The sequence below is a fragment of the Streptomyces sp. NPDC006296 genome (genome assembly GCF_040613235.1).
In the GTDB taxonomy this organism is placed as follows: Bacteria; Actinomycetota; Actinomycetes; order Streptomycetales; family Streptomycetaceae; genus Streptomyces.
Map to the genome: position 1 here is coordinate 1 of NZ_JBEXRT010000020.1, position 24,383 is coordinate 24,383.

Below are 24,383 nucleotides of genomic sequence, written 5' to 3' on the forward strand. Positions count from 1 at the left end.
TACTGCAGGGGGGACCCTGTGGGAGAGTAGGACGCCGCCGAACAATTATTCCGGGAAAGCCCCGTGCCCTTGTGGCACGGGGCTTTTCTGCGTTCTGAGCGTCTAGGGTCGGACCATGCGCTACGAACTGGTCATCTTCGACAACGACGGCGTGCTCGTCGACAGTGAGCCGATCTCCAACACCGTCCTGGCCGCCTACCTCACCGAGCTCGGCCACCCCACCTCGTACGAGGAGTCCCTCCGCGACTACATGGGGGCCGCGATCCACCGGGTCCACGATCTCGTGGAGCAGCGGACCGGCGAGAAGCTCCCCGACGACTTCGACGAGGAGCTCCACCGGCGCACCCTCACCGCGTTCCAGCACGAGCGGCTGGCCGCCGTCGAGGGGGTCGACGACTTCCTGGGCTCGCTCGTCGCCGACGGCGTCGCGTACTGCGTCGCCTCGTCCGGGAGCCACCAGAAGATCACGGCGGGGCACCTCAACACCGGCATCGACCAGTGGTTCGAGGAGGAGTGGGTGTTCAGCTCCCAGGACGTCGGGCGGGGAAAGCCGGCTCCCGACCTGTTCCTCCATGCCGCCGACCGGATGGGCGTCGCCCCCGGGCGGTGCGTCGTGATCGAGGACAGCCCGCTCGGCGTCGAGGCCGCCCGGGCCGCCGGGATGGACGTGTACGGGTTCACCTCGATGATGCCGGCGGACCGGCTGAGCGGCGTCACGGGGCACTTCTCCGACATGAGGCAGCTGCCCGGACTCCTCGCCTGATCCGTCTACCCAGCGGCGGGTCCGGGCTCTACGCTCGCCGCCATGACGGACGCGCGGTTGCGGTACGGCAGAGCCTCGCTCGCTCTGAGCTTCCTGGTGCAAGGCGTCACCTTCGCCCTGCTCGTGACGCGCATCCCGGCCGTCCAGGACCGGTACGGGATATCCGACGGGCTGCTGCCCGCCTTCCTGGCGGCCGTTCCCGTCCTGGCGGGGGCCGCCAGCGTGGTCACCGAGAAGGTGGTCGCGCGGGTGCGGCCCGGTGTCGTGCTCAGGTGGGCGCAGCCGGTGGTGATGCTGGCCCTGCTCGGTGTCGGTGCCGGCACGGAGCTCTGGCAGGCCGCCGTCGCGCTCGGGGTCTTCGGACTGGCGGTCGGGGCGCTGGACGCGTCGATGAACATGGTGGGCGTGAGCCTCCAACGGGCGTACGGGCGCAGCATCATGCTCGGTTTCCACGCCGCGTACAGCCTGGGCGGTATCGCCGGGGCGTCGATGGCGTGGGCCGGGGCGCACTGGGACCTGTCGCTGCTGCTGTCCTACCTGCCGGCGGTGGCGGTGCTGCTGCCCGCGGCGCTGGTCGGCAGCCGGTGGTACGCGGAGGGGCAGGCGGCCGGGGCACGGGCGGCGGACGGTCAGGAGCGGGGCGGATCCGTGCCGTTCAGGCTGCTGCTGCCCCTCTGCCTGGTGATGTCGTTCGCGTACATCGGGGACTCGACGGTCTCCAACTGGAGTGCGAAGTACCTCCAGGACGTGCTGGGCGGCTCGGAGCAGCTGGCGACGGTTCCGTACAACGTCTACATGGTGACGACGCTGCTGGGGCGGGCGGTCGGCGATCTCGGGGTGCGCCGGTTCGGGGCGATCGCCGTGGTGCGGGGCGGGAGCGTGCTGGCGGCCGTCGGGTTCGCGGGGGTGGCGGTGGCTCCGGGGGCCTGGTGGGGCATGCTCGGCTTCACCCTGCTCGGGCTGGGCCTCTGTGTGATCGTGCCGCAGACCTTCGCCGCCGCGGGGCGGATGTTCCCCGGGGCCAGCGATGTGGCCGTGGCCCGGCTGAACGTCTTCAACTACGTCGGTTTCCTGGTGGGTTCGCCGCTCGTGGGGGCGCTCGGGGACGCGTGGAGCTACCGCGGCGCGATGCTCGTGCCCATGGTGCTGGTCCTGGCCACGCTCGTGTACGCCCGGTCGTTCGGTGCGGAACCCGCCCGATACGGTGGCGGGCATGAGCCGGCGCGCGCAGCTGATGTGGGATGAGGCAGTAACCGGATACGACTTCGGGGCGGGTCACCCCATGGACCCGGTCAGACTCGCCCTGACGAGGGGCCTGGTGCGGGCGTTCGGTCTGGACGGGGCGGTGGACGTGCGGTCCGCCAAGGCGGCCGGTGACTCGACCCTGCGGCTCGTGCACCGTGAGGACTACGTGGCGGCCGTGCGGGCCGCGTCCGCGGATCCGGGGGCCGCGGACGGTGCGTACGGGCTCGGCACGGTCGACGACCCCGCCTTCGCGGGGATGCACGAGGCGTCCGCGCTGATCGCCGGGCTCTCGGTGGGGGCCGCGGAGGCGGTGTGGCGCGGGGAGAGCCGCCATGCGGTGAACTTCACCGGAGGGCTGCACCACGCGATGCCGGGGGCCGCCTCGGGGTTCTGCGTGTACAACGACCCGGCTCTCGCCATCGCGCGGCTCCTGGAGCTCGGTGCGGAACGGGTGGCGTACGTCGATGTGGACGTCCACCACGGGGACGGGGTGCAGGCGGCGTTCTGGGAGGACCCGCGGGTCCTCACGGTGTCGTTGCACGAGCACCCGCGCACGCTGTTCCCGCAGTCCGGCTGGCCGGAGGAGACCGGAGCGGGGCCGGGGGAGGGCGGGGCCGTGAACGTGGCGCTGCCGGCGGGCACGGGCGACGCGGGGTGGCTGCGGGCGTTCCACGCGGTGGTGCCGGAGCTGCTGGAGGACTTCCGGCCGCAGGTGCTGGTGACCCAGCACGGGGCCGACACGCACGTCGAGGACCCGCTGGCGCACCTCGCGGTGTCCCTGGACGCCCAGCGTGCCGTCATGTCGGCCTGTCACGACCTGGCCCACGCCTGGGCCGAGGACGGACGGTGGGTGGCGCTGGGCGGGGGCGGATACGCGGTGGTGGACGTGGTGCCGCGCTCCTGGACGCATCTCGTGGGGATCGCCGCCCACGCGCCGGTGGACCCGGAGTCGGTCGTCCCGGCGTCCTGGCGGGACGAGGTGTACGCCCGTACGGGGCAGGTGGGCCCGGCCCGGATGACCGACGGCCGTACGCCGTCGTGGAAGCCGTGGGAGGACGGGTACGACCCCGCGGACCGGCTGGACCAGGCGGTGCTGGCGACCCGCCGGTCGGCGTTCCCGCTGCGGGGTCTGCTGGCCTGAGGCGGGGTTACGCCAACGGTGGGGCGGAGTCCGGGTTCCGGCCCCGCGGTGCGCGCGGGTGCGGGAGCATCGGGAGGGTGTTGAGCACCGGAGCGCTGCGCGCTCATCTGCTGGCGGCCCGGCTCGCGGGGCCGGTGGCCACGTCCCGGGAGACCAGCCTGCGGAGTTACCGGCTGTTCGCGGCGAGGGATCCCCGTGTGCTGCTCGGACTCGATCCGGACCGTGCCTGGGGTGAGCGCGACCTGCTGCGGCTGATGGCCGACAGGTGCGGGGTGTCGGACGATCCCGGTCATGTGTCGGGTCCGGACGTGATCGATCCCGAGCGGACCCTGAGCGCCCTGGACGCGTTCGCGGGGTGCCTCGCGGGGGCCGTGGAGCGACGGGCCCCGGTGCTGTTCGGCACGGGGCATCCGGACCGGCTGCTCGGCTTCTACGCCGGTCTGGCAGACGCCGTGTCGGCGGCGGGCTGTGCGGTCCTCACCCCGGCGCAGGGCCGTTGTGTCGACATAGCGACCCGATTCGGCGTACGCACGTTCAGCCTCGACTACGTACGAGGTGTCGCGCTGGTGCGTGAACCGGGCGTGCGGATGCCCGGGAGTGCGACCGGCGCGCACACCCACTCACCGCTGCCGGTGCGGGCCGCTCTGGAGGGTGCGGTGAAGGCCGGGGGGCTGCTGCCGGAGCTGGTGGTCGGGGACCACGGATGGGTCTGCGGTGCAGGTCAGCTGGGTGTCGAGGCCATCGGGCTGGCGGACACGGACGACCCGGCGCTGTTCGTGGGGGAGGCGGAGGGGCGGGTGTCCGTCACCGTCCCGCTCGACGACGGGGTGCGGCCGGACCACTACCGGCCCCTCGTGCGGTATGTGCTGGATCGGGCCGGTCTGTCACGATAGGCGGCCGATCACCTCACCTCTTCCCCACTCGCATCACCCGCCCCTAATCTGGGGAGTGAGCGCACAACGACGAAGAGTCACCGGAGGGGAAGCCGGTGCGCGTCTCGTGCGGAAGGTACAGGTGGGTCATGGCTGCTGACAGTGAGAGGCCTCTCAACGAGGTCAGGTTTCTGACCGTGGCGGAAGTCGCCTCGGTCATGAGGGTGTCGAAGATGACCGTGTACCGCTTGGTGCACAGCGGTCATCTGCCGGCGATCAGGGTGGGAAGGTCCTTCCGGGTCCCGGAGCAAGCGGTGCACGAGTACCTCCGCGAGTCGTTCGTGGGGGTGGAGTCGGCCTGAGGCCGCCTGCGGATTACGCCCCTCACGCGGTGGCGGGTAGGCTAGGCCGACGTAGGTCGTGTGGGCCCAGACGCCCCGCACCAGTGAAGAGAAGTGAGCGAGGGTAGTCGTGGGCTCTGTTATCAAGAAGCGGCGCAAGCGGATGGCCAAGAAGAAGCACCGCAAGCTGCTCAAGCGCACGCGCGTTCAGCGTCGCAACAAGAAGTAGGCGAACGCGGTTCGTGAGTTCGGAGGCCCTCCCGCCGGTTTCGGCGGGAGGGCCTCCGCGCGTTCCGGGGGCGGTTCCGGGGCCGCGGCCGCGTGCGGCGGTCCGGTGGTATTCGGCCCCTCGGTCCGGTAAAGCCCGCCCGGGGTCGTCACAGGGCAGCGTCCAGCGACTACGGTGACGCCAGGGGAAGACCCCGTTCGGTGAACGATCGACGGAAGGCGCTGATCTTGGGGAAGATCGTGCTCGTCACAGGCGCCGCCCGGCAGCTGGGCGGCCGCTTCGTGCGGCGTATCCAGCGCGACCCCGGGGTGGACCGGGTGATCGCCCTGGACGCGGTCACGCCCGGGCACCGGCTGGGCGACGCGGAGTTCGTCCTGGCGGACATCCGGCAGTCGGCCATCGCCCGGGTCCTCGCCGAGCACTCCGTCGACACGGTCGTCCATCTGGACGTCTCGGCGAAGGCCCTGGGCGCGGGCGGCCGGACGGCGGTGAAGGAGACCAACGTCATCGGCACGATGCAGCTGCTCGGCGCCTGCCAGAAGTCCCCGTCGGTCCGGCGTCTCGTGGTCAAGTCGAGTACGAACGTGTACGGCTCCGCGCCCCGCGACCCCGCGGTCTTCACCGAGACCACGTCGCCCAAGTCGCTGCCCAGCGGCGGGTTCGCCAAGGACGCGGTGGAGGTCGAGGGGTACGTCCGCGGGTTCGCCCGCCGCCGGCCGGACGTGGCGGTGTGCGTGCTGAGGTTCGCGAACATCCTGGGACCCGAACCGGACTCGCCGCTCGCCGACTACCTGACGCTGCCGGTCCTGCCGACGGTCCTCGGGTACGACCCCCGGCTGCAGTTCGTCCACGAGGACGACGTCGTCGACGTCCTGGAGATCGCCGCCGGCGAACCCCGGCGCGGCACTTTGAACAGCGGCACCTTCAACATCGCCGGCGACGGCGTGCTGCTGCTGTCGCAGTGCGCGCGGCGGCTGGGGCGGCCGACGGTGCCGGTGCTGCTGCCGGCCGTCACCTGGGTGGGGACGGCGCTCCGTACGATCGGCATGACGGACTTCGCGCCGGAGCAGATCAGGTTGCTCACCCACGGCCGGGTCGTCTCGACGGTGCAGATGCGCGAGACGCTGGGGTTCCGGCCCCGGTTCACCACGGCCGAGACCTTCGCGGAGTTCGCGCGGAGCACGGGGCCGGGGCTGCTGCCTCCCGAGCGGGTGGACAGAGCGGTCGAGAGACTGGCCGAGCTGCCGCTCGGCGGGACACGGCCGGACAGCACACATTCGACGCACGGCGCCAGGTAGAGGAGCGCGACCGACGATGGCGGACGCCAAGGTCATTCCCTTCGACGACGACCGCTCGCGCTCCGGCGCGGGGCGGCGCAGAGGCCCGCTCCCGGGCGGTGGCCGGGTGCACGCGCAGGCGCCGGCCGGTTCCGCGCCCGTGAGCGCCCTGCCGGGCGGTCAGGTGCCGGAGGGAGCCGACGGGGCCGCCGGCGCCTTCCAGGACGACGGTGAGGGCCCCGGGAGCGGCTGGGACCGGCGGATCGCGGGAGGGCTCGCGTTCCTGCGGCGCCGGCTGACGGGCGATTACGAGGTCGACGAGTTCGGCTACGACAAGGAGCTGACCGACCAGGTCCTCATGTCGATGCTCCGCCCGCTCGCGGACAAGTACTTCCGGGTCGAGGTGAAGGGCATCGAGAACATCCCGTCCGACGGCGGGGCGCTCATCGTGGCCAACCACTCCGGGACGCTGCCGCTGGACGGGCTGATGCTCCAGGTCGCGGTGCACGACAACCACCCGGCCGAGCGGCACCTGCGGCTCCTCGCGGCCGACCTCGTCTTCATGCTCCCCGTGGTCAACGAGCTGGCCCGGAAGGCCGGGCACACCCTCGCGTGCGCGGAGGACGCGGAACGGCTGCTGCGCGGCGGTGAGGTCGTCGGGGTGATGCCGGAGGGCTTCAAGGGCATCGGGAAGCCGTTCGGCGAGCGGTACAAGCTCCAGCGGTTCGGGCGGGGCGGGTTCGTGTCGACGGCCCTGCGGGCCGGGGTGCCGATCGTGCCGTGCTCGATCGTCGGGGCGGAGGAGATCTACCCGATGATCGGCAACTCCAAGACGCTGGCGCGTGTCCTGGGCGTCCCGTACTTCCCGATCACACCGACGTTCCCGTGGCTGGGACCGCTCGGCGCGGTGCCGCTGCCGACGAAGTGGACGATCCAGTTCGGGGAGCCGATCCCCACGGACGGCTACCCGCCGGAGGCGGCGGAGGACCCGATGCTGATGTTCAACCTGACGGACCAGGTGCGGGAGCAGATCCAGCACACGCTCTACAAGCTGCTGGTGCAGCGCCGGTCGGTCTTCTTCTGAGGACGCACGGGTCCGGAGAGCGCACGGGCGGGGCCGTGCGACGTGACGAGGCGGGGGCGGTCCGGAACGGGGCCGCCCCCGCATCCGTCAGCGGTCGGCGTCCTGGCTGTCGATGCCCAGGCCGGGCAGCAGGCCCGGGAGCAGCGGTGGCAGCGTGACGTCCGGCGCGGGGGACGAGCCGGAGGGGCCGCCCGGGGAGGACGGGGTGGTGCCGTCCGTCGGGAGGTCGTCCAGCAGTCCGTCCGTGCCGCCGTCGAGCAGTCCGTCCGCCGGGCTGCTGTCGGAGCGGGAGGGCTTCGGGGAGGAGTCGTCCGAGGCCTTGCCGTCCGGGGAGGTGGAGGAGTCGGGGGTCTCGCGGTCCCTGGAGGAGGAACCCCGGTCCTTCTCGGGGGAGCCGGCCGGCGGTGCGCCCGTCTCCGTGCCCGGTGTGCGGGGCAGCAGGGACTTCAGGGGGGCGACCTCCTGGTCCATGGCCTCGAAGACGGAGCTGACCTTGTCCCCGATGTCGGCGAGCTGGACGGGCAGCCGGTCGCGGAGGGTGCTCCAGGTCGCGCGGTGCGAGCGGGAGAAGGAGTCCAGCGTCTGGATGGGCCCGATGGCGCCGTCCCGCTCGTAGGCGGTGTGGAGCAGGCGGTGGCCCTCGGTGGCGTCGTGCGTCATGCCGTCGAGGGTGCGTCTGACCTCGCTGATCGACTCATGGTCCATCGGGCCGGAGCGGCCGCGCTCCATCAGCCTGCGGGCCTCGCTGAGGCGGGTCGACGCCTGGTCGAGGTAGGCCTCGCCCCGGTCGGCGTCGTTGCCGGCCATGCCGCGGCTGATGTCCTCCATGCCCCGCTTGAGCGGGTAGAGGGAGTCACCGGGCAGGGCGTCGGAACTGGCAGCGGCCACCCCGCCGAACGCTCCCGCGGCGACACCGACCGTGAGCCCGCCCGCGGTGAGGCCCTTGGCCCAGCGGGAGCGGGGGCGCAGCCTCCGGATCGGGGAGGCCCGGTGGGTCCCCTTGTTCCGTTGTTCGGGCACGGTAGGGCCCGTGGACGCACCACCTTCGGCGAACATCGTCTCCATGGCGGCGACGAGCTGGGCCCGCTGCACCACTTTGACGTCCGGATCGAATTCCGGCTCGGGTAGCTCGCCGAGGCCGTTCGCCAGGGCCAACAGCTCTCCGTGGTCGGCCGGTTCGGCCGGGTCCTCGGGCTGTACGGCCGCCGCACCCTTGGGGGACTGCTCCTCCAGGGCCTGGGCGAAGGCGTTCGCCCGCCGGTGTGCCGAAACGTTTGGGATCACTGGCGGCACCTCCTCTCGTCATGACGGTCGACTCCCCTGAGGGTCCGGAAGGTTGCCCACCCGAGGCGTTTCCACACGATCGAGCGAGTGGAAACGGTCAGGTGAGGCGACAGGGGGCCTGCATCCGGCACAACGAGTGGCGCGGCAGTTGGGTTACGGACGGAGGATGATCCGATCGGTGTGTCACGAGCACGTCACAGATGGTGACGTCAGCGTGCGTCGTCCGGCAGGAGTCGTGCGAGCGTCCGTACGGCTCGGTACTGCAAGGTTTTGATCGCGCCCTCGTTCTTTCCCATGACACGGGCGGTCTCGGCGACCGAGAGGCCCTGCAGGAACCGCAGCGTCACACACTCCTGCTGCTGGGGGTTCAGCCGGCGTACGGCTTGCAGGAGCGCGGCGTTGGAGAGGGACTCCAGGACGGAGTCCTCCGGGCTCCGCGCGACCTCGTTGGCGTCGAGCATTTCGCCGGTGGTCACTTCCAGCCGGAAACGACTGGATTTGAAGTGGTCGGCGACCAGGTTCCGGGCGATCGTGACCAGCCAGGCACCGAAGTCCCGGCCCTGCCAGGTGAAGGTGGAGATGCGGCGGAGCGCGCGCAGGAACGTCTCGCTGGTGAGGTCCTCCGCCGTCGCCTTGCCTCCCACGCGGTAGTAGATGTACCGGTACACGGTGTCGCTGTACTGGTCGTACAGGCGGCCGAAGGCCTCGGCCTCACCGGCCTGCGCGCGCTCGACGAGATCCATCATGCGCGCGCTGTCGCTGTCGGCTGTCGGCCGGCGGACGGCAGGCGTGGTCGTGGCGGCGCGGCTGGTGCGTCTTCCGACGGCCGCACCTCGTTCGGCCAGGGCGTAGCAAGGGCCGGCAGGTACTGGGGTGGCAAATTGGGGGACGGCGTACGCGGTGGGGACGAAACCGCGCAAGAGGTCGAGGACCGTTGCGCGGAGCGTAGCCAGGCCCGAGGTGTCAACCCCGACGTGTGGGTACACGGGACTCCCAGAGGCAGAGCTTCCATCACGTGCAGTTCGAAAACCGTCACTCGTGGTAGCGGGTGGCGGGCTCCTTGTGCGTCTGAGGAGAATAACGCTTCGTACAGGCGGTGCTACACCCAGTTGCTCAAATCACCGGTTACGTCGCTTCCATAACCTCTAAGTGACGGATCAAGTGGCACATCGTGACCACTTATTGATCGATTAGCTTCGAGATCTGCTTGTGGTGGCGACGGGTTGTGGTCGTCGGAACGCAACGCGACTGGCCGGAGCGATGGGTGTACCGCCCGGTGTTCCGCTCTCGATTGGGTGTACGTCTCCGGGCGCGCCGCCGCGCACCTGCCGGGACCCCGGGGGGGCCCGCCGTGCGGAGCCCCCGGGGCGCGCCGTGCGCGGGTCACGGACCGGAGCCGGGGCCGGAGTCGGAGCCGGGGGTCAGCGGCGGCGGCGGTGGAGGGCGACGGCCGCGGCCGTGCCCCCGGCCAGGGCGCCGACGCCGGCCGCGGCCGGGATGCCGACCTTGGCCGCCTTGCGCCCGGTGCGGTAGTCGCGCAGCCGCCAGTCCAGCGAGCGGGCGTGCTTGCGGAGTTTGGAGTCCGGGTTGATCGCGTACGGGTGCCCGACCAGGGACAGCATCGGGATGTCGTTGTGCGAGTCGCTGTACGCCGCGCAGCGCTCCAGGTCCAGGCCCTCGGCCGCCGCCAGCGCGCGTACCGCCTCGGCCTTCGCCGGGCCGTGCAGGGGTTCGCCGACCAGGCGGCCCGTGTACACGCCGTCGACCGACTCGGCGACGGTGCCCAGGGCGCCGGTGAGGCCGAGGCGGCGGGCGATGATCGTGGCGGTCTCCACCGGGGCGGCGGTGACCAGCCACACCTTCTGGCCCGCGTCGAGGTGGGCCTGGGCCAGGGCGCGGGTGCCGGGCCAGATGCGGTCGGCCATGTACTCGTCGTAGATCTCCTCGCCGATCGACATCAGCTCGGAGACGCGGTGGCCCTTGACGATCGACAGGGCGCTGTCGCGGGCGTCCTGCATGTGTTCCGGATCCTCGACGCCGGCCAGCCTGAACCAGGTCTGCTGCCAGGCGAACCGGGTGAGTTCGCGGCGCTGGAAGAACTTCCGTTTGTACAGGCCGCGGCCGAAGTGGAAGAGCGCGGCGCCCTGCATCACGGTGTTGTCGAGGTCGAAGAAGGCGGCGGCCCGGGTGTCCCCGGCCACCGGGAACACGGGTTCCCCGGCCTCCTCGGGGGCGGCGGGCAGCTCTTCGGCGCCGGTCGGCAGGGCCGACTTCCGCGCGGCCTCGGCTGCGGCCTCGCCGGCGAGCACGCTGCGTGCCGTGGCGGGGCGCCTGCGGGGAGTGAGCCATCCAAGAGCGGCCATGTCGTGAGCATAGCCATTCGGTCGGCCTCTTCCCGACCCGGCGGGATGCGGCGGCGTGAACTCTCCGGAACCGGGGCGTTAAACGGGTGATCCCGCTCACCCGCCGGGCTCGTCCGGGTCCGGCGGGAGGCGCAGAATGAAGGTATGAGTGCTCTGCTGCGTCGTGCGAAGAAGAAGTCCGCGGACCGGGTGGTGACCCTCGTGGGGAAGCCCGGGTGCCATCTCTGCGACGACGCGCGGCGGGTGGTGAGCGCGGTCTGCGAGGAGACCGGGGCGTCCTGGGTGGAGCAGGACATCACCCGGGACGAGGCGCTGCACCGGGAGTACTGGGAGCAGGTCCCGGTGGTCCTGATCGACGGAGAGCAGCACACCTTCTGGCGGGTGGACCCGGCGCGGCTGCGCACGGCCCTGCGTACGTGAGGGGGCTTCCGCGGCGAATCCCGGTTAACATCATGGGCGTTTTGAGTGGTCTCGGGGGCGTGGACATGAGGAGTGTGTACCGTCTTGCCCCCTTCGGGCCTGCAACGGACTGACGGCGTCCCCGGTTCCGGGACGGCGCGGGCGATGTGCGTGACCCCGGTCACTTTGACCAGACAAAACGGACACAATCTTTGTGCACGCGTTCACAAAGACATAGCCTTCAGTCGACGGGGCGGTCCTGGGACAGACGGCCGCCTGCAGCCCCGCTCGTCCCGCAGGAGCACCGTGGCAACTGGCCGAACTCACCGACCGGCGACCCGTAGCCGAGGAATTCCCGAGGCCACCGTCGCCCGGCTTCCGCTGTATCTCCGCGCACTGACGGCGCTCTCCGAGCGCTCGGTCCCGACGGTCTCCTCCGAGGAGCTCGCCGCGGCGGCGGGGGTCAACTCCGCCAAGCTGCGCAAGGACTTCAGCTACCTGGGTTCCTACGGCACGCGGGGTGTCGGCTACGACGTCGAGTACCTCGTCTACCAGATCTCCCGCGAGCTGGGGCTCACCCAGGACTGGCCGGTCGCGATCGTCGGCATCGGCAACCTCGGTGCGGCCCTCGCCAACTACGGCGGTTTCGCCTCGCGCGGGTTCCGGGTCGCGGCCCTGATCGACGCCGATCCCGCGATGGCGGGCACGCCGGTGGCCGGGATCGCCGTCCAGCACACCGACGACCTGGACCGGATCATCAGTGACAACGGTGTGTCCATCGGTGTCATCACCACCCCGCCCGGTGCGGCGCAGCAGGTCTGCGACCGGCTCGTCGCCGCGGGGGTCACCTCCATCCTGAACTTCGCCCCGACGGTGCTCTCGGTGCCCGACGGCGTCGACGTGCGCAAGGTCGACCTCTCGATCGAGCTGCAGATCCTCGCCTTCCACGAGCAGCGCAAGGCCGGCGAGGAGGCCGCCGCCGACGGCAGGGCCGCCCCGGACCCCGGCACCGACGAGGCGCCGCCGGTGCGCGCGACCCCCGTCGGCCGGAAGGGACCTGACGGGGACATGCCCGCCGTGATGCCGGCATGAGTCTCCTGGTCGTGGGTCTGAGCCACCGCAGTGCCCCCGTCTCCGTGCTGGAGCGGGCGGCTCTGGCGGCCGACGCCCGTACGAAGCTGCTTCAGGACACCCTCGCCGCGGAGCCCGCGACCGAGGCCACCGTCCTGGCCACCTGCAACCGCATCGAGCTGTACGCCGACGTGGACAAGTTCCACGCGGGCGTCGCCGAGCTGTCCACCCTGCTCGCCCGGCACAGCGGGGTCGGGCTGGACGAGCTCACTCCCTATCTTTATGTGCACTACGAGGACCGGGCCGTCCACCACCTCTTCTCGGTGGCCTGCGGGCTGGACTCCATGGTGGTCGGCGAGGGCCAGATCCTCGGCCAGATCAAGGACGCGCTCGCGGTGGGGCAGGAGCTCCACACGGCGGGACGGCTGCTGAACGACCTCTTCCAGCAGGCCCTGCGGGTCGGGAAGCGCGCGCACAGCGAGACCGGGATCGACCGGGCCGGGCAGTCGCTGGTCACCTTCGGTCTGGAGCAGCTGGCCGACGGCGCCGAGGTCGCCGGATGGGCGGCCGGCAAGCGTGCCCTGGTGATCGGCGCGGGCTCGATGTCCTCGCTCGCCGCCGCCACCCTGGCCCGTGCGGGCGTCGCCGAGATCGCGGTGGCCAACCGGACCCGGGCCCGGGCCGACCGGCTCGTGGAGATCCTCGGCCTGGCCGGTGTCCCGACGGTGCGCGCCGTCGAGATGACCGGGGTCGCCGACGAACTGACACGTGCCGACGTCGTCGTGTCCTGTACCGGCGCGACCGGCCTGGTGCTGACCGCCGAGGCCGTCGCCGCCGCGCTCGGCGCCGACTTCGACTCCGCGGCGGTGGCGCCCGAGGCCCCGGCCGTCCCCCGGTCCGAGGAGCTCGACCGGCACGCGGCGTGGGTGGAGAACGGTTCCGCCACCGCTGCCGCACCGGACCGGGCGCTGCGCCGGGTGCCCGTGCGGCCGGCCGTCGGCGGTCCCGTCCGGCTCCACCTGCTCGACCTCGCGATGCCGCGTGACATCGACGGAGCGGCCCACCGGGTCGCCGGTGTGCGCCTCGTCGACATCGAGTCGCTCGCCGAGGCGTCCGCGGACGCTCCGATGGCCGCCGATGTGGACCAGGTGCGCACCATCGTCGCCGACGAGGTCGCCGCCTTCGGGGCGGCGCAGCGCGCCGCGCACATCACCCCGACCGTCGTCGCCCTGCGCACCATGGCCGCTGATGTGGTGGCCGGCGAGATCGCGCGGCTCGACGGACGCCTCCCCGACCTGGACGAGAAGCAGCGCGCCGAGATCACCCAGACCGTGCGCCGCGTCGTCGACAAACTCCTGCACGCGCCCACCGTGCGGGTCAAGCAGCTCGCGAGCGAGCCCGGCGGCGCCGGGTACGCCGATGCGCTGCGGGAACTCTTCGACCTCGACCCGCAGACGGTGGCCGCCGTCTCACGGGCAGACCTGAACGACCCGAATCGAGGGCGGTCATGACCGACAACCCACCCCTGGGCGGGGCGAGCTCCCCACCCCTCCGGCTAGGCACCCGGCGCAGCAAACTCGCCATGGCGCAGTCCGGCATGGTGGCCGACGCGGTCCGCGAGGTGACCGGGCGCGCCGTCGAGCTCGTGGAGATCACCACGTACGGGGACGTCTCCCGGGAGCACCTGGCGCAGATCGGCGGGACCGGTGTGTTCGTCGTCGCCCTGCGCGAGGCGCTGCTGCGCGGCGAGGTGGACTTCGCCGTCCACTCGCTGAAGGACCTGCCGACCACGCAGCCCGAGGGCCTCGTCCTCGCCGCCGTGCCGCAGCGTGAGGACGCGCGCGACGTACTGGTGGCGCGGGACGGGCTGACCTTCGAGCAGCTTCCGCCCGGTGCCCGTGTCGGCACCGGTTCGCCGCGCCGCATGGCGCAGCTCAACGCGTACGCCCGCTCGCACGGTCTTGAGATAGAGACCGTCGCGATCCGCGGCAACATCGATACGCGCATCGGTTTTGTACGGAGCGGGGAGCTGGACGCGGTGGTACTGGCCGCCGCCGGGCTCAGCCGCATCGGACGTACGGACGAGGTCACCGACTTCCTGCCGGTCGACACCGTCCTGCCCGCTCCCGGCCAGGGAGCACTGGCGGTGGAATGCGCTGAAAGCAGCGCGGACCTCGCCGCAGCGCTCGCCGAGCTCGACGACCCGTACACCCGGATCGCCGTGACCGCCGAGCGTGCCCTGCTCAACGCCCTGGAGGCCGGCTGTTCCGCACCTGTGGGTGCGCTGGCCGATTTCCTGGCGGACGGGCAGGTTGTCAACGAACTGCGCCTGCGCGGTGTCGTCGGTTCAACCGACGGCACTTCCCTGGTGCAGCTGTCCATCACCGGTCCCGTCCCCACGTCGCACGACGACGCGGCGGCCCTCGGTCGCGAGCTCGCGGCCGAGATGCTCGCCAAGGGTGCGGCCGGTCTTATGGGGGAGCGAGCACTTTGAGCCCCACCGGCCCTGTCGTATCCGACTTCCCTGTCCTGTCCTCAGGGCACGTCACGTTCCTCGGCGCCGGTCCCGGCGACCCCGGACTGCTGACTCTGCGCGCCGTCGAGGCGCTTGCGAGCGCGGACGTCCTTGTCGCGGAGCCGGACGTCCTCGACGTCGTCCGCTGCCATGCGCGGGCAGGGGTGAGCACGCCTGAGATGACGGTTGTTGACACCGCGTCAACACCCGCGGGAGTGCCCGTCCTCAGGGACGCCGCCAATCTTGTCATGGAGGCAGCGAAGGGCGGCAGGCGGGTGGTGCGCGCCGTCACCGGCGACCCCGGCCTGGACGGTGACACGGGCGCGGAGATGCTCGCCTGCGCCGCCGCGGGCGTGCCCTTCGAGGTCGTGCCCGGCATCGCGAACGCGGTCGGTGTGCCCGCGTACGCCGGTGTGCCGCTGCGGGACGCGCAGGGCGCCGACGTGCGGTTCGTCGACGCGCGGACGGCGTCGGACCGCTGCTGGTCCGAGGTCGGCGCGAGCGACGCGACGGCCGTGGTGTCGGCGTCCCTCGACTCGGTCGCCGCGGCCGCCGGTGAGCTGGTCGCGGCCGGGCGGAAGCCCGACACCCCGCTCACGGTCACGATCGCCGGTACGACGACGCGTCAGCGCACCTGGACGGCGACCCTGGGGACGATCGCCCAGGTCCTGAAGCAGGCCAAGGTGCTGCCGTCGCCGGAGGGGCACCTGCCCGTCATAGCCGTGGTCGGGGAGCGCAGTTCCGCCGCGCAGCGCGACCAGCTCGCGTGGTTCGAGTCCAAGCCGCTGTTCGGCTGGAAGGTGCTCGTGCCGCGCACGAAGGAGCAGGCGGCGTCGCTCTCCGACCAGCTGCGTTCCTACGGCGCGGTGCCGCACGAGGTCCCGACGATCGCCGTCGAGCCGCCGCGCACGCCCCAGCAGATGGAGCGGGCGGTCAAGGGCCTGGTCACCGGCCGCTACGAGTGGATCGCCTTCACCTCGGTGAACGCGGTGAAGGCGGTGCGGGAGAAGTTCGAGGAGTACGGGCTCGACGCGCGTGCCTTCGCCGGGATCAAGGTCGCGGCCGTCGGCGAGCAGACCGGGGCGGCCCTGGTCGACTTCGGTGTGAAGCCGGACCTGATGCCGTCGGGTGAGCAGTCCGCCGCCGGGCTGCTGGAGGACTGGCCGCCGTACGACCCGGTCTTCGACCCGATCGACCGGGTGTTCCTGCCGCGTGCGGACATCGCCACGGAGACCCTGGTGGCCGGGCTCATCGAGCTGGGCTGGGAGGTCGACGACGTCACCGCGTACCGCACGGTCCGCGCCTCGCCGCCGCCGGCCGAGACCCGGGAGGCGATCAAGGGCGGCGGGTTCGACGCGGTGCTCTTCACCTCCTCCTCGACGGTCCGCAACCTGGTCGGTATCGCGGGCAAGCCGCACAACGTGACGGTGATCGCGTGCATCGGCCCGGCCACCGCGAAGACCGCGGAGGAGCACGGTCTGCGGGTGGACGTCCTGTCCCCGGAGCCGTCGGTCCACAAGCTGGCCCAGGCGCTGGCGGACTTCGGTGCGCAGCGCCGGGACGCGGCGAAGGAGGCCGGCGACCCGGTGACCCGGCCGAGCGAGCGGCGCCCCGGTGCGCGGCGTCGCCGGACGACCACCTGAGGTTCCACCACGGGTGTACGGGCCCGGCCGCTCCTTCCCGGAGCGGCCGGGCCCTTCGCGTACCCGCGCACTCGACCTGTTCGTCGGGCACCTGGCGGTAGGCGGTCGCGTGGTCCCACAGTTCGCTGCTCGTCACGGGCGGGTACTCTGCCGGGCGCCCGGGGGCCCTGTCGACGTGATTTCCGTCCGGCGCCGTGGCGGGGCGGCCCTGGCCCCGCTTTTTCCGGCTGTGCTGTCGGTAAACCGGTGATGTGTACGGGTCTAGTCTCGAAGGATGACCGAATACGGAAACTTCCCCGGCTCGCGGCCCCGCCGGCTGCGGACGACCCCCGTCATGCGGCGCATGGTCGCCGAGACCCGGCTCGACCCGGCGAACCTGATCCTGCCCGCGTTCGTGCGCGAGGGGATCGACGCCCCGGTCGCCATCTCGGCGATGCCGGGTGTCCAGCAGCACACCCTGGACACGCTGCGGAAGGCCGCCGTCGACGCCGTCGCGGCCGGTGTCTCGGGGATCATGCTCTTCGGCGTCCCGCTGGACGAGAAGAAGGACGGCCGGGGCACGGCGGGCACCGACCCGGACGGCATCCTCCAGGCCGGTCTGCGGGCGGTGCGGGAGGAGGTCGGTGACGACCTCGTGGTCATGTCCGACCTCTGTCTGGACGAGTACACCGACCACGGCCACTGCGGGGTGCTGACCGAGGACGGGCGGGTCGACAACGACGCCACCCTGGAGCGGTACGCCGAGATGGCCCAGGTGCAGGCGGACGCGGGCGCGCACGTGGTGGGCCCCAGCGGCATGATGGACGGCCAGGTCGGGGTGGTCCGCGACGCGCTGGACCAGACGGGCCACGAGGACGTGTCGATCCTCGCCTACACCGCGAAGTACTCCTCGGCCTTCTACGGTCCGTTCCGCGAGGCGGTGGGCTCCTCGCTGAAGGGCGACCGCAAGACGTACCAGCAGGACCCGGCGAACACCCGGGAGTCGCTGCGGGAGCTGGCGCTGGACCTGGCGGAGGGCGCCGACATGGTCATGGTCAAGCCCGCCGGGCCCTACCTGGACATCCTCGCCAAGGTCGCCGACGCGGTGGACGTGCCGGTCGCGGCGTACCAGATCAGCGGTGAGTACGCGATGATCGAGGCCGCCGCGGAGAAGGGCTGGATCGACCGGGACGCGGCGATCCTGGAGAGCCTGACGGGCATCCGGCGCGCGGGTGCGCGGATGATCCTGACGTACTGGGCGACGGAGGTCGCGCAGAAGCTCGGGCGCTGACGGCCCGGCAGGGGCCTGAAAGGGTTCTGGAGGCGGGTCACGACAGGTCGTGGCCCGCTTCCGGCTGTCACGGACGCGGCGGCGTGAAACCGGTGCTCGAAGCTCGGGCTCCGAGCGCCAGGGTCCGAGGGGCGGGCGTCGGGTGGGGCGTGGTCACTCTCCCGGGGGACGTTTCTGGTAGCGCGGGCCCGGTGCTTGAGCTTCGGGACTCGGGCGGCGAGATGCGGGCTTCGGGATTCGAGAGCCTTCTTCTACCCGGTAGGGAGAAGAGGGTTCGGGTCAACCTCCCCGACCTCCCCGCCCCGTCACGGCCAGCAAGTATGACTAATCGTGACCGACTTGCAGCGGAGTGTGGCGACTGCTTACGGTGCGGAAAACAGAACGACCCCGACGCGGTGCTAGCAACACCAGGCCGGGGTCTCACCGCAAGATCGAAAGAGCGATCCCGTGGCTATCCAGCACCTTAGCTCCGCCCCGAGCGCCCCCGCCCCCTCGCGCCCGTATCCGATGGCCAGTCCCGGCTACGGCAAGCGATCCGCGCCGGACCAACAGCCGCGTCGCGCCGAAGACTTCATGCTGCTGCCGCTGCGGGAGCGGAACATCGCCGGGTTCGTCGACCGGCTTCCCGAGGGCGCGGCGATGGACGTCAAGGGGCTGGCGAAGCAGTTGCCGCTCTACGGTCAGCAGGCGGTCGGTTCGGCCCTCAAAGCCCTGTCCGTCGCCGGGTATCTGCGCCGTGTGCGCTGCCTGGTGACCGGTGAGGGCGGCCAAGTGCGCTGGGTCTTCCGCACGTTCTGGTCCCGCACGGCCCGCGACAACGAGTGGTGGGGCGCACTGATGGCTGCCGAGGTCCAGCGTGCGGCCGCGCCCGGGCCCGTGGAGGTCGTTGCCCCTGTTGCCCCTGCCGCAGTCCCGATCGTGCCCGAGCAGAGGGCGCGGGAGCGGGAGCCCGTCCCCGAAGGACACTCACCCGCGTACGCGGCCTTGGCGCAGCTCGGCCGCGTTGATGCCCGGCTGGCGCTCTCCGCCGCCGACTGTGCGGTCCTGGAGCCGTTGGCCGCCGAGTGGTTCACGCGTGGAGTGGATGCCGACTACCTCGTCCGGGCGCTTGTCGCCGGGCTTCCCGCCGGGGTCGGCTCACCGGTCGGCCTCGTCCGCCGCCGCCTCACGGACAAGATCCCGCCCCAGGCGCCCACCGCGCCGGTCCCGCCCGCGCCCGGTACGCCGGTCCGACGGGTGATGATGGAGTGCACCAAGTGCGGTGTGCCCGGTCGCGCGGAGGCGCTGCCCGGTGGCCTCTGCCGTGCCTGTCGGGAGCCCGGTCGGGGTGCGCCGGAGGACACGGCAGAACTGCCCGCCGAACGGGACGTGCGTACCTACGTCGCCGGGCTTCGCGATCTGCTCAAAGCGCCCTGAACGCCTGCCCGTCCGGTCAGCTGCCGGCCGCGAACGCGGCGAAGGCCGACCAGGCGGTGGGAGCGACGGTGAAGGTGGGGCCTTCGGGGTTCTTGGAGTCGCGGACGTGGACGGCGGTGGGGTGCGTGGCGACTTCGAGGCACTGGCCGCCCTCGTCACCGCTGTAACTGGACTTGAACCAGTGCAATGTGGTGCTCATCATTCTCCCAGCAGACGGTCCAGCATGCCCAGGGTGCCTTCGGGGCTGTGTGCCTGAGCTCGCAGCATCGCATACTTCTGCGACAGGATGCTGACCTCATTCTGGTCGGAAACCAGCTGGCTCCCCCGCTGAGTTTCGGAGTATGCGACGTACTGGTGGTCGGGGGTCTCCAGCAGGGTGAACGGGCCATTGAGGCCCGCGTGGCTCCTGCTGTTGAGGGGCAGGATCTGGAGGCAGACGCCTGGAAGGTCAGCGCAGCGGCGCAGGTGCCGGAGTTGGTCGATGTGGTCCTGTTCCGGGAGGAGGCGCAGCAGGAGTGCCGCTTCCCAGACCACCATGCTGATCGTCGGAGGAGTCTCCCGTCGCAGAATTGCCTGTCGATCGAGACGGGCGGCGACTTGAGCCTCGATCTCGTCCTGGCCGAACGCGGGAACCCGGTTACGGAAGACGGCCTTCGCGTACGCCTCCGTCTGGAGCAGGCCCGGGATGACCTGGCTGTCGTACCAGGACAGCGCCAACGCCTCCCGCTCCAGATCCATGTACTGCTCCGCCCACGCCGGGATCAGGTCCACCTCCGGCATGTTGTCCACGGCCGTCTCCAGCGCCCCCTTCGTGTCCAGCAGCGCGTCCAGGCGCCGGGCGAGGTCGGGGAGCAGTGTGCGGCGGCCCTGTTCGATGGAGGCGATCGTCTCCACCTGTACGGCCGCCCGGTCCGCGAGTTGGGCCTGGGTCAGGTCCGCCGTGGCGCGGAACAGGCCGACCAGCTTGCCGACGAGCTTCATGGCGGACGCGTTCCTGCGCTGCCGATTCCTGGGGTGCATACGGTGCGGCCTCCCCGCCCTGGTGCGTACGTCACACATCGGCGACCCGTACAAGAGATCTGTACGTGCTCACCTACTGCTGAACGATAGGCACAGAGAGTGACACTCGTCCCATGAACGAGACGATGCCACTCTCGCTGTTCCGTGAGCGCTTCTGCCGGCGTGAACGCTGCTCGGTCGCTGCGGTACGGGAGTTCACGCGCGAGGCCGTGACCGACTGGGGGTTCGGGGCGCGGCTCGACGACGTGCTGGTGTGCGTGAGCGAGCTGGCGACCAACGCGTTGCTGCACGGGGTGCCGCCGGGGCGCGGGTATCTGGTCCGGCTGAGGCTGGAGGCGGAGGGATGCGCGCTGTCCGTGGAGGTGCACGACAGCGGGGGCGGGGTGCCTGCGGTGCGGCGGCCGGACGGTGAGTCGGGGCGTGGGCTGCTGCTCGTCGACGCGCTCGCCGATCGGTGGGGCGTGGGGGAGCGTGACCCGGGGAAGTTCGTGTGGTGCACGTTCACGAAGGCCTGACGGTTCAGGACACCAGGCCCTGGCGGTAGGTGTGGACGATCGCCCGCACGCGGTCGCGGAGGCCGAGCTCGGTGCGGATGCGGGAGACGAGGGTCGTGACCGTCTCCCGGCTGATCACGAGGGACGCGGCGATCTCGTTGCTGGAGAGGTCCTCCGCGATGAGGCGCAGGGTCTCCAGCGCGGGCTACTTCGGCTCCCTGCCGAACTGCGCCGTCGACCAGCGGTGGCCGAGGACGGTGAGGCCGAGGCACCAGGCCAGGGCGATCCACCCGTTGTTGCCGATGTGCGTGCCGAGGAGCAGGCCGCGCAGGGTCTCGATGGCGGGGGTGAAGGGCTGGTACGCGGCGATCGGCCGGAACCAGCCGGGCATGGACTCCAGCGGGACGAAGGCGCTGGAGACGAGCGGCAGCAGGATGAGCGGCATGGCGTTGTTGCCGGCCGCCTCGGCGTTGGGGCTGCCCAGGCCCATGCCCACCGCGATCCAGGTGAAGGCGAGGGCGAAGAGGGCGAGCAGGCCGAACGCCGCCAGCCATTCCAGGACGCCGGCGTCGGTGGAGCGGAAGCCCATGGCGACGCCGATCGCGCCGACGAGGACCACGCTGACGAGCGTCTTCAGGACGCTGCCGACGACGTGCCCGAACAGGATGGAGCTCCGGTGGACGGCCATGGTGCGGAAGCGGGCGATGATGCCCTCGTCGGTGTCGGTGGAGACGGAGACGGCGGTGCCGATCGTGGTGGAGCCGATCGTCATCAGCAGGATGCCGGGGACGAGGTAGGCGATGTACGCGGAGCGACCCGCGCCCCCGCTCATGGTGTCGCCGAAGATGTAGACGAAGAGCAGCAGGAGCATGACCGGTGTGAGCAGCAGGTTCAGCGTCAGGGACGGGTAGCGGCGGGCGTGCAGGAGATTGCGGCGCAGCATCGTGGCGGAGTCGCGTACGGCGAGGGAGAGGTTGCTCATCGGACTGTCTCCTCGGGTCTGCCGGTCCGGGCACTCCGGCCGGTCCGGGCGGGGACGGTGGTGGAGCCGGTGAGGGCGAAGAAGACGTCGTCGAGGTCGGGGGTGTGGACGGTGAGTTCGTCGGCCTCGATGCCGCTGGTGTCGAGGCGGTCGAGGACGCTGCGCAGCTCGCGCTGGCTTCCGTCGCTGGGGAGCCGGAGGGTGAGGCCTTCGTCGTCGGGGGCGGCGTCGGTCAGCGTGGTGGCCGCGCGCCGGTAGGCGGTGGGGTCGGTGAAGCGGAGGCGGACGTGCCCGCCGGGGACGAGGCGTTTCAGCTCGGCGGCGGTCCCCTCGGCGGCGATGGTGCCGTGGTCGAGGACGGCGATGCGGTCGGCGAGTTCGTCGGCCTCCTCCAGGTACTGGGTGGTGAGGAAGACGGTGACGCCGGTGGCGACGAGCTCGCGGACGACGCCCCACATGGTGTGGCGGCTGCGGGGGTCGAGGCCGGTGGTGGGTTCGTCGAGGAAGATGATGCGTGGGTCGCCGACCAGGGTCATGGCGATGTCGAGGCGGCGCTTCATACCGCCCGAGTAGGCGGAGGCGGGCTTCCTCGCGGCGTCGGTGAGGTCGAAGCGGTCCAGGAGCTCGGCGGCGACCCGGCGGCCCTCGGCCCTGGGCAGGTGGTGCAGGTCGGCCATGAGGAGCATGTTCTCCTCGCCGGTGATCAGTCCGTCCACGGCGGAGAACTGCCCGGTGACACCGATCGCCGCCCGTACGGCCTGCGGTTCGGTGGCGAGGTCGTGGCCGCCGACCCGGATCTCCCCGGAATCGGGGCCGGGCGGGACGAGGGTGGAGAGGATCTTGACGGCGGTGGTCTTGCCGGCGCCGTTCGGTCCGAGCAGGGCGAAGACCGTGCCCTGCGGTACGGCGAGGTCGATGCCGTCCAGGACGTTCGTGTCGCCGTAGGACTTGCGCAGCCCGTTCGCCGAGATGGCCGGGTCCGTCATGCCGGTGCTCCTTCGGGGTCGGGGACGTCAGAGGCTGCGGGCGGTGATGTCGCCCTGGGAGGTGGTCGCCCTGATGCTCAGGCCGGGCGTGCCGTCGGTGTTCCTGAGCGTGTTGTCGACGCGGCCGTAGTGGGTGCCGGCGTCCAGGGAGGCGGAGACCCCGCGGGCGGCGCCGACGGTGATGTCGCCCTGCAGGGTGTGGAGCGTGAGCTGTCCGCCTACGGCTTCGGTGATCTTCACGTCGCCCCGCTGGGTGCTGATGTCGCCGGAGCCGTTCAGCCGGCCGACGGTGATGTGGGCGTCGAGTCCGGTGAGGCGGGCACTCGCGGCCTCGTCGAGCTTGACCGAGCCGTTGCCCCCGTCGAAGGCGACGTCGCCGAGCCGGCCGACACCTCGGAACTCGGCGGCGCCGGACCTGGCCTCGACGCCGGAGCCGGCGGGAAGCCGGACGGTCACCTCGACGGATCCGGAGTTGCCGATGAGCCGGTTCTCCGCCTCGGGGGCCTTGATGTGCAGGACGCCGTCGGCGTAGGTGACCTCGGTCTGCTCGGCCGTCCTCACGTCGCGGCTCTTGGAGGGGTTGGCGGGCCGGATCTCCACCGTGGTGTCGGTGCGGTCGGCGGCGATGAACTGGATCCGCCCCGCGGCGACGTCGAGGACGGCCCGGACGCCGGCGGGGGTGTCGAACTTCTGCATGGTGCGCTCCTCGGTTCGATGCTTCCGCGTTTCTGTTGATGGAAACGCTACGTTGCATTCCGAGATGCGACAACAAGCTTGTTGCTTCAAAACCCCGCTATTGCAGGCCAGTGACGTGTTTTTGTTGCAATGGCATTGCGGGGTAATGCAACAACCCCTGCATGTCCGTTGCAACGGTGTGGGAGTGAACGCTCCGTCGGAGGTCTCGCGCGGCCGGCCGCGCGCCGGACGGAACGCGCGCACGACGAACGGGCGTGACACCGCTTCAGCGGTGTCACGCCCGTTCCGGCGGCCCGTCCGTCGTGACGGCCCGGGTGTCGTGGGAGTCAGTACATGAGGGCGTCGTCCATGTCGGTCTGCCAGTAGGTGACCGCCAGGGTGCTGTCGACGTACACGGCCTTGCTGAGGGGCGCGTTCGCGGACGGGCCCGTGGAGCCGCTTCCGTCGCGGCCCTGGAAGTGCACGACCGCCTTCCTGGTGGAGTAACCGCCGGTGCCGCTTCCGTCGGCGGAGGACGTCATGACGCCGGCGTAGGCGGACTCTCCCGGCAGGACGGTGACCACGGCCTGCGGCTTGCTCTCCTCGATCACCGGCGGGGTGGACTGCGCCTCACCGAACCTCAGGAAGGGGTAGTAGTAGGCGTTGCAGGCGGTCGAACCGGTGTTGGTCACGGTGAGCAGCATGTGGTTGAGGGGCCGGGGGACGGGTGTGAGCGTCACCTTGGAGTTACCGCCGTCGCACGCGCGGGTGACAGGGCCGGTGTCCTTTCCGCCGTCCTGCCGGGTGGCCGCGGCGGGGTCGGCCTTCGTCGGACCGGTTGCGGAACCGGAACCGGAACCGGAAGCCTGGCCCGTGTCCGGAGCGGAATCCTCTCCGGAGTCCGATCCGGCCGCCCCGCCGGCCCGCGGAGCCGGTGCTCCGGCGTCCGCCGAGGGCTGGATGTCCGATGTGCCGGGAGTGGCGACGGACGCGTCGGCGGCCGCCTGGCCGCCGTCCTGGCATGCCGTCAGGGACAGGGCGGCGATCAGCGCGGCAGTGCCGAGGGCGGAGGTGCGGGCGGCGCGGTTGAGGCGAAGGTGGCGCATGAGCTGGTTCTCCCCGTTCGAGGTGTCGAGTGCCCGGGGCGCCGTTTGGCGCCCTGAGGTGCGGGCGGGTGTACTGGTCGGTGACGCGTGATCAGAGGCGTCACAGGAGTGCGACGACGACCGCGATGCAGACGATGAGCACTCCCGTGGCGACCGCGTCGGTCAGGCTGAATCCAGGTCGAGTACGCACGGCGGCTCCCGGTACGG

General features: G+C 71.4%; 25 protein-coding genes and 1 pseudogene. 16 read left to right on the forward strand and 10 right to left on the reverse strand.

Features of this window, described 5'->3' with window-relative positions; translation table 11 throughout:
* Nucleotides 1-115 precede the first annotated feature (115 nt).
* The 8 genes from ABZ172_RS16175 to ABZ172_RS16210 all read left to right on the forward strand — a co-directional run bounded on the left by ABZ172_RS16175 (nt 116) and on the right by ABZ172_RS16210 (nt 6,952).
* On the forward strand, nt 116-763 hold the full coding sequence (locus ABZ172_RS16175; protein ID WP_356884361.1) for an HAD family hydrolase: 648 nt from the start codon (nt 116-118) through the stop codon (nt 761-763).
* 42 nt (nt 764-805) lie between these two features.
* Complete coding sequence (locus ABZ172_RS16180; RefSeq protein ID WP_356884362.1) at nt 806-2,008, forward strand: MFS transporter; 1,203 nt, start codon at nt 806-808, stop codon at nt 2,006-2,008.
* Complete coding sequence (locus ABZ172_RS16185) at nt 1,977-3,149, forward strand: acetoin utilization protein AcuC (RefSeq protein WP_356884363.1); 1,173 nt, start codon at nt 1,977-1,979, stop codon at nt 3,147-3,149. Before ABZ172_RS16180 ends, ABZ172_RS16185 begins: the two co-directional genes overlap by 32 nt.
* 77 nt (nt 3,150-3,226) lie before the next feature.
* On the forward strand, nt 3,227-4,042 hold the full coding sequence (locus ABZ172_RS16190; protein WP_356884364.1) for a phosphatase: 816 nt from the start codon (nt 3,227-3,229) through the stop codon (nt 4,040-4,042).
* Nucleotides 4,043-4,170: 128 nt separating this feature from the next.
* Nucleotides 4,171-4,383 carry a helix-turn-helix domain-containing protein gene (locus ABZ172_RS16195; protein WP_030124091.1) on the forward strand — a complete coding sequence of 71 codons (213 nt, stop codon included), beginning with the start codon at nt 4,171-4,173 and terminating at the stop codon, nt 4,381-4,383.
* A 109-nt stretch (nt 4,384-4,492) separates the two neighbouring features.
* Nucleotides 4,493-4,591: an AURKAIP1/COX24 domain-containing protein gene (locus tag ABZ172_RS16200; RefSeq protein ID WP_003948845.1), complete on the forward strand. Its 99-nt coding sequence runs from the start codon at nt 4,493-4,495 to the stop codon at nt 4,589-4,591.
* A 227-nt stretch (nt 4,592-4,818) separates the two neighbouring features.
* Nucleotides 4,819-5,889, forward strand: coding sequence for an NAD-dependent epimerase/dehydratase family protein (locus tag ABZ172_RS16205; protein ID WP_356884468.1), 1,071 nt, complete (start codon nt 4,819-4,821; stop codon nt 5,887-5,889).
* Between the two features lie 16 nt (nt 5,890-5,905).
* Nucleotides 5,906-6,952: a lysophospholipid acyltransferase family protein gene (locus tag ABZ172_RS16210; RefSeq protein WP_356884365.1), complete on the forward strand. Its 1,047-nt coding sequence runs from the start codon at nt 5,906-5,908 to the stop codon at nt 6,950-6,952.
* A gap of 87 nt (nt 6,953-7,039) precedes the next feature.
* Here the strand turns inward: ABZ172_RS16210 and ABZ172_RS16215 are convergent, their stop codons facing one another.
* From ABZ172_RS16215 to ABZ172_RS16225, 3 genes are all read right to left on the reverse strand, one after another.
* Nucleotides 7,040-8,236 (reverse strand): DUF5667 domain-containing protein, encoded by a 1,197-nt coding sequence (locus ABZ172_RS16215; protein WP_356884366.1) that lies wholly within the window; start codon nt 8,234-8,236, stop codon nt 7,040-7,042.
* 209 nt (nt 8,237-8,445) lie between these two features.
* Nucleotides 8,446-9,222 (reverse strand): ECF subfamily RNA polymerase sigma factor, BldN family, encoded by a 777-nt coding sequence (locus tag ABZ172_RS16220; RefSeq protein WP_356884367.1) that lies wholly within the window; start codon nt 9,220-9,222, stop codon nt 8,446-8,448.
* A gap of 435 nt (nt 9,223-9,657) precedes the next feature.
* A complete protein-coding gene (locus ABZ172_RS16225; protein WP_356884368.1) occupies nt 9,658-10,599 on the reverse strand; it encodes an HAD-IB family hydrolase in 942 nt (313 codons plus the stop codon).
* Between the two features lie 144 nt (nt 10,600-10,743).
* Between ABZ172_RS16225 and ABZ172_RS16230 the strand changes: the two genes are divergently transcribed.
* From ABZ172_RS16230 to ABZ172_RS16260, 7 genes are all read left to right on the forward strand, one after another.
* Nucleotides 10,744-11,019, forward strand: coding sequence for a glutaredoxin family protein (locus tag ABZ172_RS16230; protein WP_356884369.1), 276 nt, complete (start codon nt 10,744-10,746; stop codon nt 11,017-11,019).
* A gap of 285 nt (nt 11,020-11,304) precedes the next feature.
* Nucleotides 11,305-12,090 carry a redox-sensing transcriptional repressor Rex gene (locus ABZ172_RS16235; RefSeq protein ID WP_356884370.1) on the forward strand — a complete coding sequence of 262 codons (786 nt, stop codon included), beginning with the start codon at nt 11,305-11,307 and terminating at the stop codon, nt 12,088-12,090.
* Nucleotides 12,087-13,580, forward strand: coding sequence for a glutamyl-tRNA reductase (locus ABZ172_RS16240; protein WP_356884371.1), 1,494 nt, complete (start codon nt 12,087-12,089; stop codon nt 13,578-13,580). Before ABZ172_RS16235 ends, ABZ172_RS16240 begins: the two co-directional genes overlap by 4 nt.
* Nucleotides 13,577-14,563, forward strand: a complete 987-nt coding sequence (gene hemC, locus ABZ172_RS16245) for a hydroxymethylbilane synthase (protein ID WP_356884372.1) — start codon at nt 13,577-13,579, stop codon at nt 14,561-14,563. Before ABZ172_RS16240 ends, hemC begins: the two co-directional genes overlap by 4 nt.
* Entirely contained in the window at nt 14,560-16,227 is a 1,668-nt protein-coding gene (locus tag ABZ172_RS16250) for a bifunctional uroporphyrinogen-III C-methyltransferase/uroporphyrinogen-III synthase (RefSeq protein WP_356884373.1), read from the forward strand. The genes hemC and ABZ172_RS16250 overlap by 4 nt, the downstream gene beginning before the upstream one ends.
* Before the next feature lie 274 nt (nt 16,228-16,501).
* Nucleotides 16,502-17,497: a porphobilinogen synthase gene (hemB, locus tag ABZ172_RS16255; RefSeq protein WP_356884374.1), complete on the forward strand. Its 996-nt coding sequence runs from the start codon at nt 16,502-16,504 to the stop codon at nt 17,495-17,497.
* A 447-nt stretch (nt 17,498-17,944) separates the two neighbouring features.
* The gene (locus ABZ172_RS16260; protein WP_356884375.1) at nt 17,945-18,913 is read left to right on the forward strand and encodes a MarR family transcriptional regulator; all 969 of its coding nucleotides are present in this window, start codon (nt 17,945-17,947) and stop codon (nt 18,911-18,913) included.
* A 16-nt stretch (nt 18,914-18,929) separates the two neighbouring features.
* On the opposite strand, the gene ABZ172_RS16265 is transcribed toward ABZ172_RS16260, so the two are convergent.
* Together ABZ172_RS16265 and ABZ172_RS16270 are read right to left on the reverse strand one after the other, a co-directional pair.
* On the reverse strand, nt 18,930-19,115 hold the full coding sequence (locus ABZ172_RS16265; protein ID WP_356884376.1) for a DUF397 domain-containing protein: 186 nt from the start codon (nt 19,113-19,115) through the stop codon (nt 18,930-18,932).
* Nucleotides 19,112-19,894, reverse strand: a complete 783-nt coding sequence (locus ABZ172_RS16270) for a helix-turn-helix transcriptional regulator (protein WP_356884469.1) — start codon at nt 19,892-19,894, stop codon at nt 19,112-19,114. The genes ABZ172_RS16265 and ABZ172_RS16270 overlap by 4 nt, the downstream gene beginning before the upstream one ends.
* A 152-nt stretch (nt 19,895-20,046) precedes the next feature.
* Here ABZ172_RS16270 and ABZ172_RS16275 point away from each other — a divergent pair, with 152 nt between their 5' ends.
* A complete protein-coding gene (locus tag ABZ172_RS16275) occupies nt 20,047-20,448 on the forward strand; it encodes an ATP-binding protein (RefSeq protein ID WP_356884377.1) in 402 nt (133 codons plus the stop codon).
* Between the two features lie 4 nt (nt 20,449-20,452).
* Here ABZ172_RS16275 and ABZ172_RS16280 read toward each other — a convergent pair.
* From ABZ172_RS16280 to ABZ172_RS16300, 5 genes and pseudogenes are all read right to left on the reverse strand, one after another.
* Nucleotides 20,453-20,626, reverse strand: a pseudogene (locus ABZ172_RS16280) (LuxR C-terminal-related transcriptional regulator); the annotation flags it as partial.
* Between the two features lie 6 nt (nt 20,627-20,632).
* Nucleotides 20,633-21,409, reverse strand: a complete 777-nt coding sequence (locus ABZ172_RS16285) for an ABC transporter permease (RefSeq protein WP_356884378.1) — start codon at nt 21,407-21,409, stop codon at nt 20,633-20,635.
* Complete coding sequence (locus ABZ172_RS16290) at nt 21,406-22,395, reverse strand: ATP-binding cassette domain-containing protein (RefSeq protein WP_356884379.1); 990 nt, start codon at nt 22,393-22,395, stop codon at nt 21,406-21,408. The genes ABZ172_RS16285 and ABZ172_RS16290 overlap by 4 nt, the downstream gene beginning before the upstream one ends.
* A 27-nt stretch (nt 22,396-22,422) precedes the next feature.
* Nucleotides 22,423-23,091 (reverse strand): DUF4097 family beta strand repeat-containing protein, encoded by a 669-nt coding sequence (locus ABZ172_RS16295; protein WP_356884380.1) that lies wholly within the window; start codon nt 23,089-23,091, stop codon nt 22,423-22,425.
* Between the two features lie 326 nt (nt 23,092-23,417).
* Nucleotides 23,418-24,176: a DUF4232 domain-containing protein gene (locus tag ABZ172_RS16300; protein ID WP_356884381.1), complete on the reverse strand. Its 759-nt coding sequence runs from the start codon at nt 24,174-24,176 to the stop codon at nt 23,418-23,420.
* Nucleotides 24,177-24,383 lie beyond the last annotated feature (207 nt).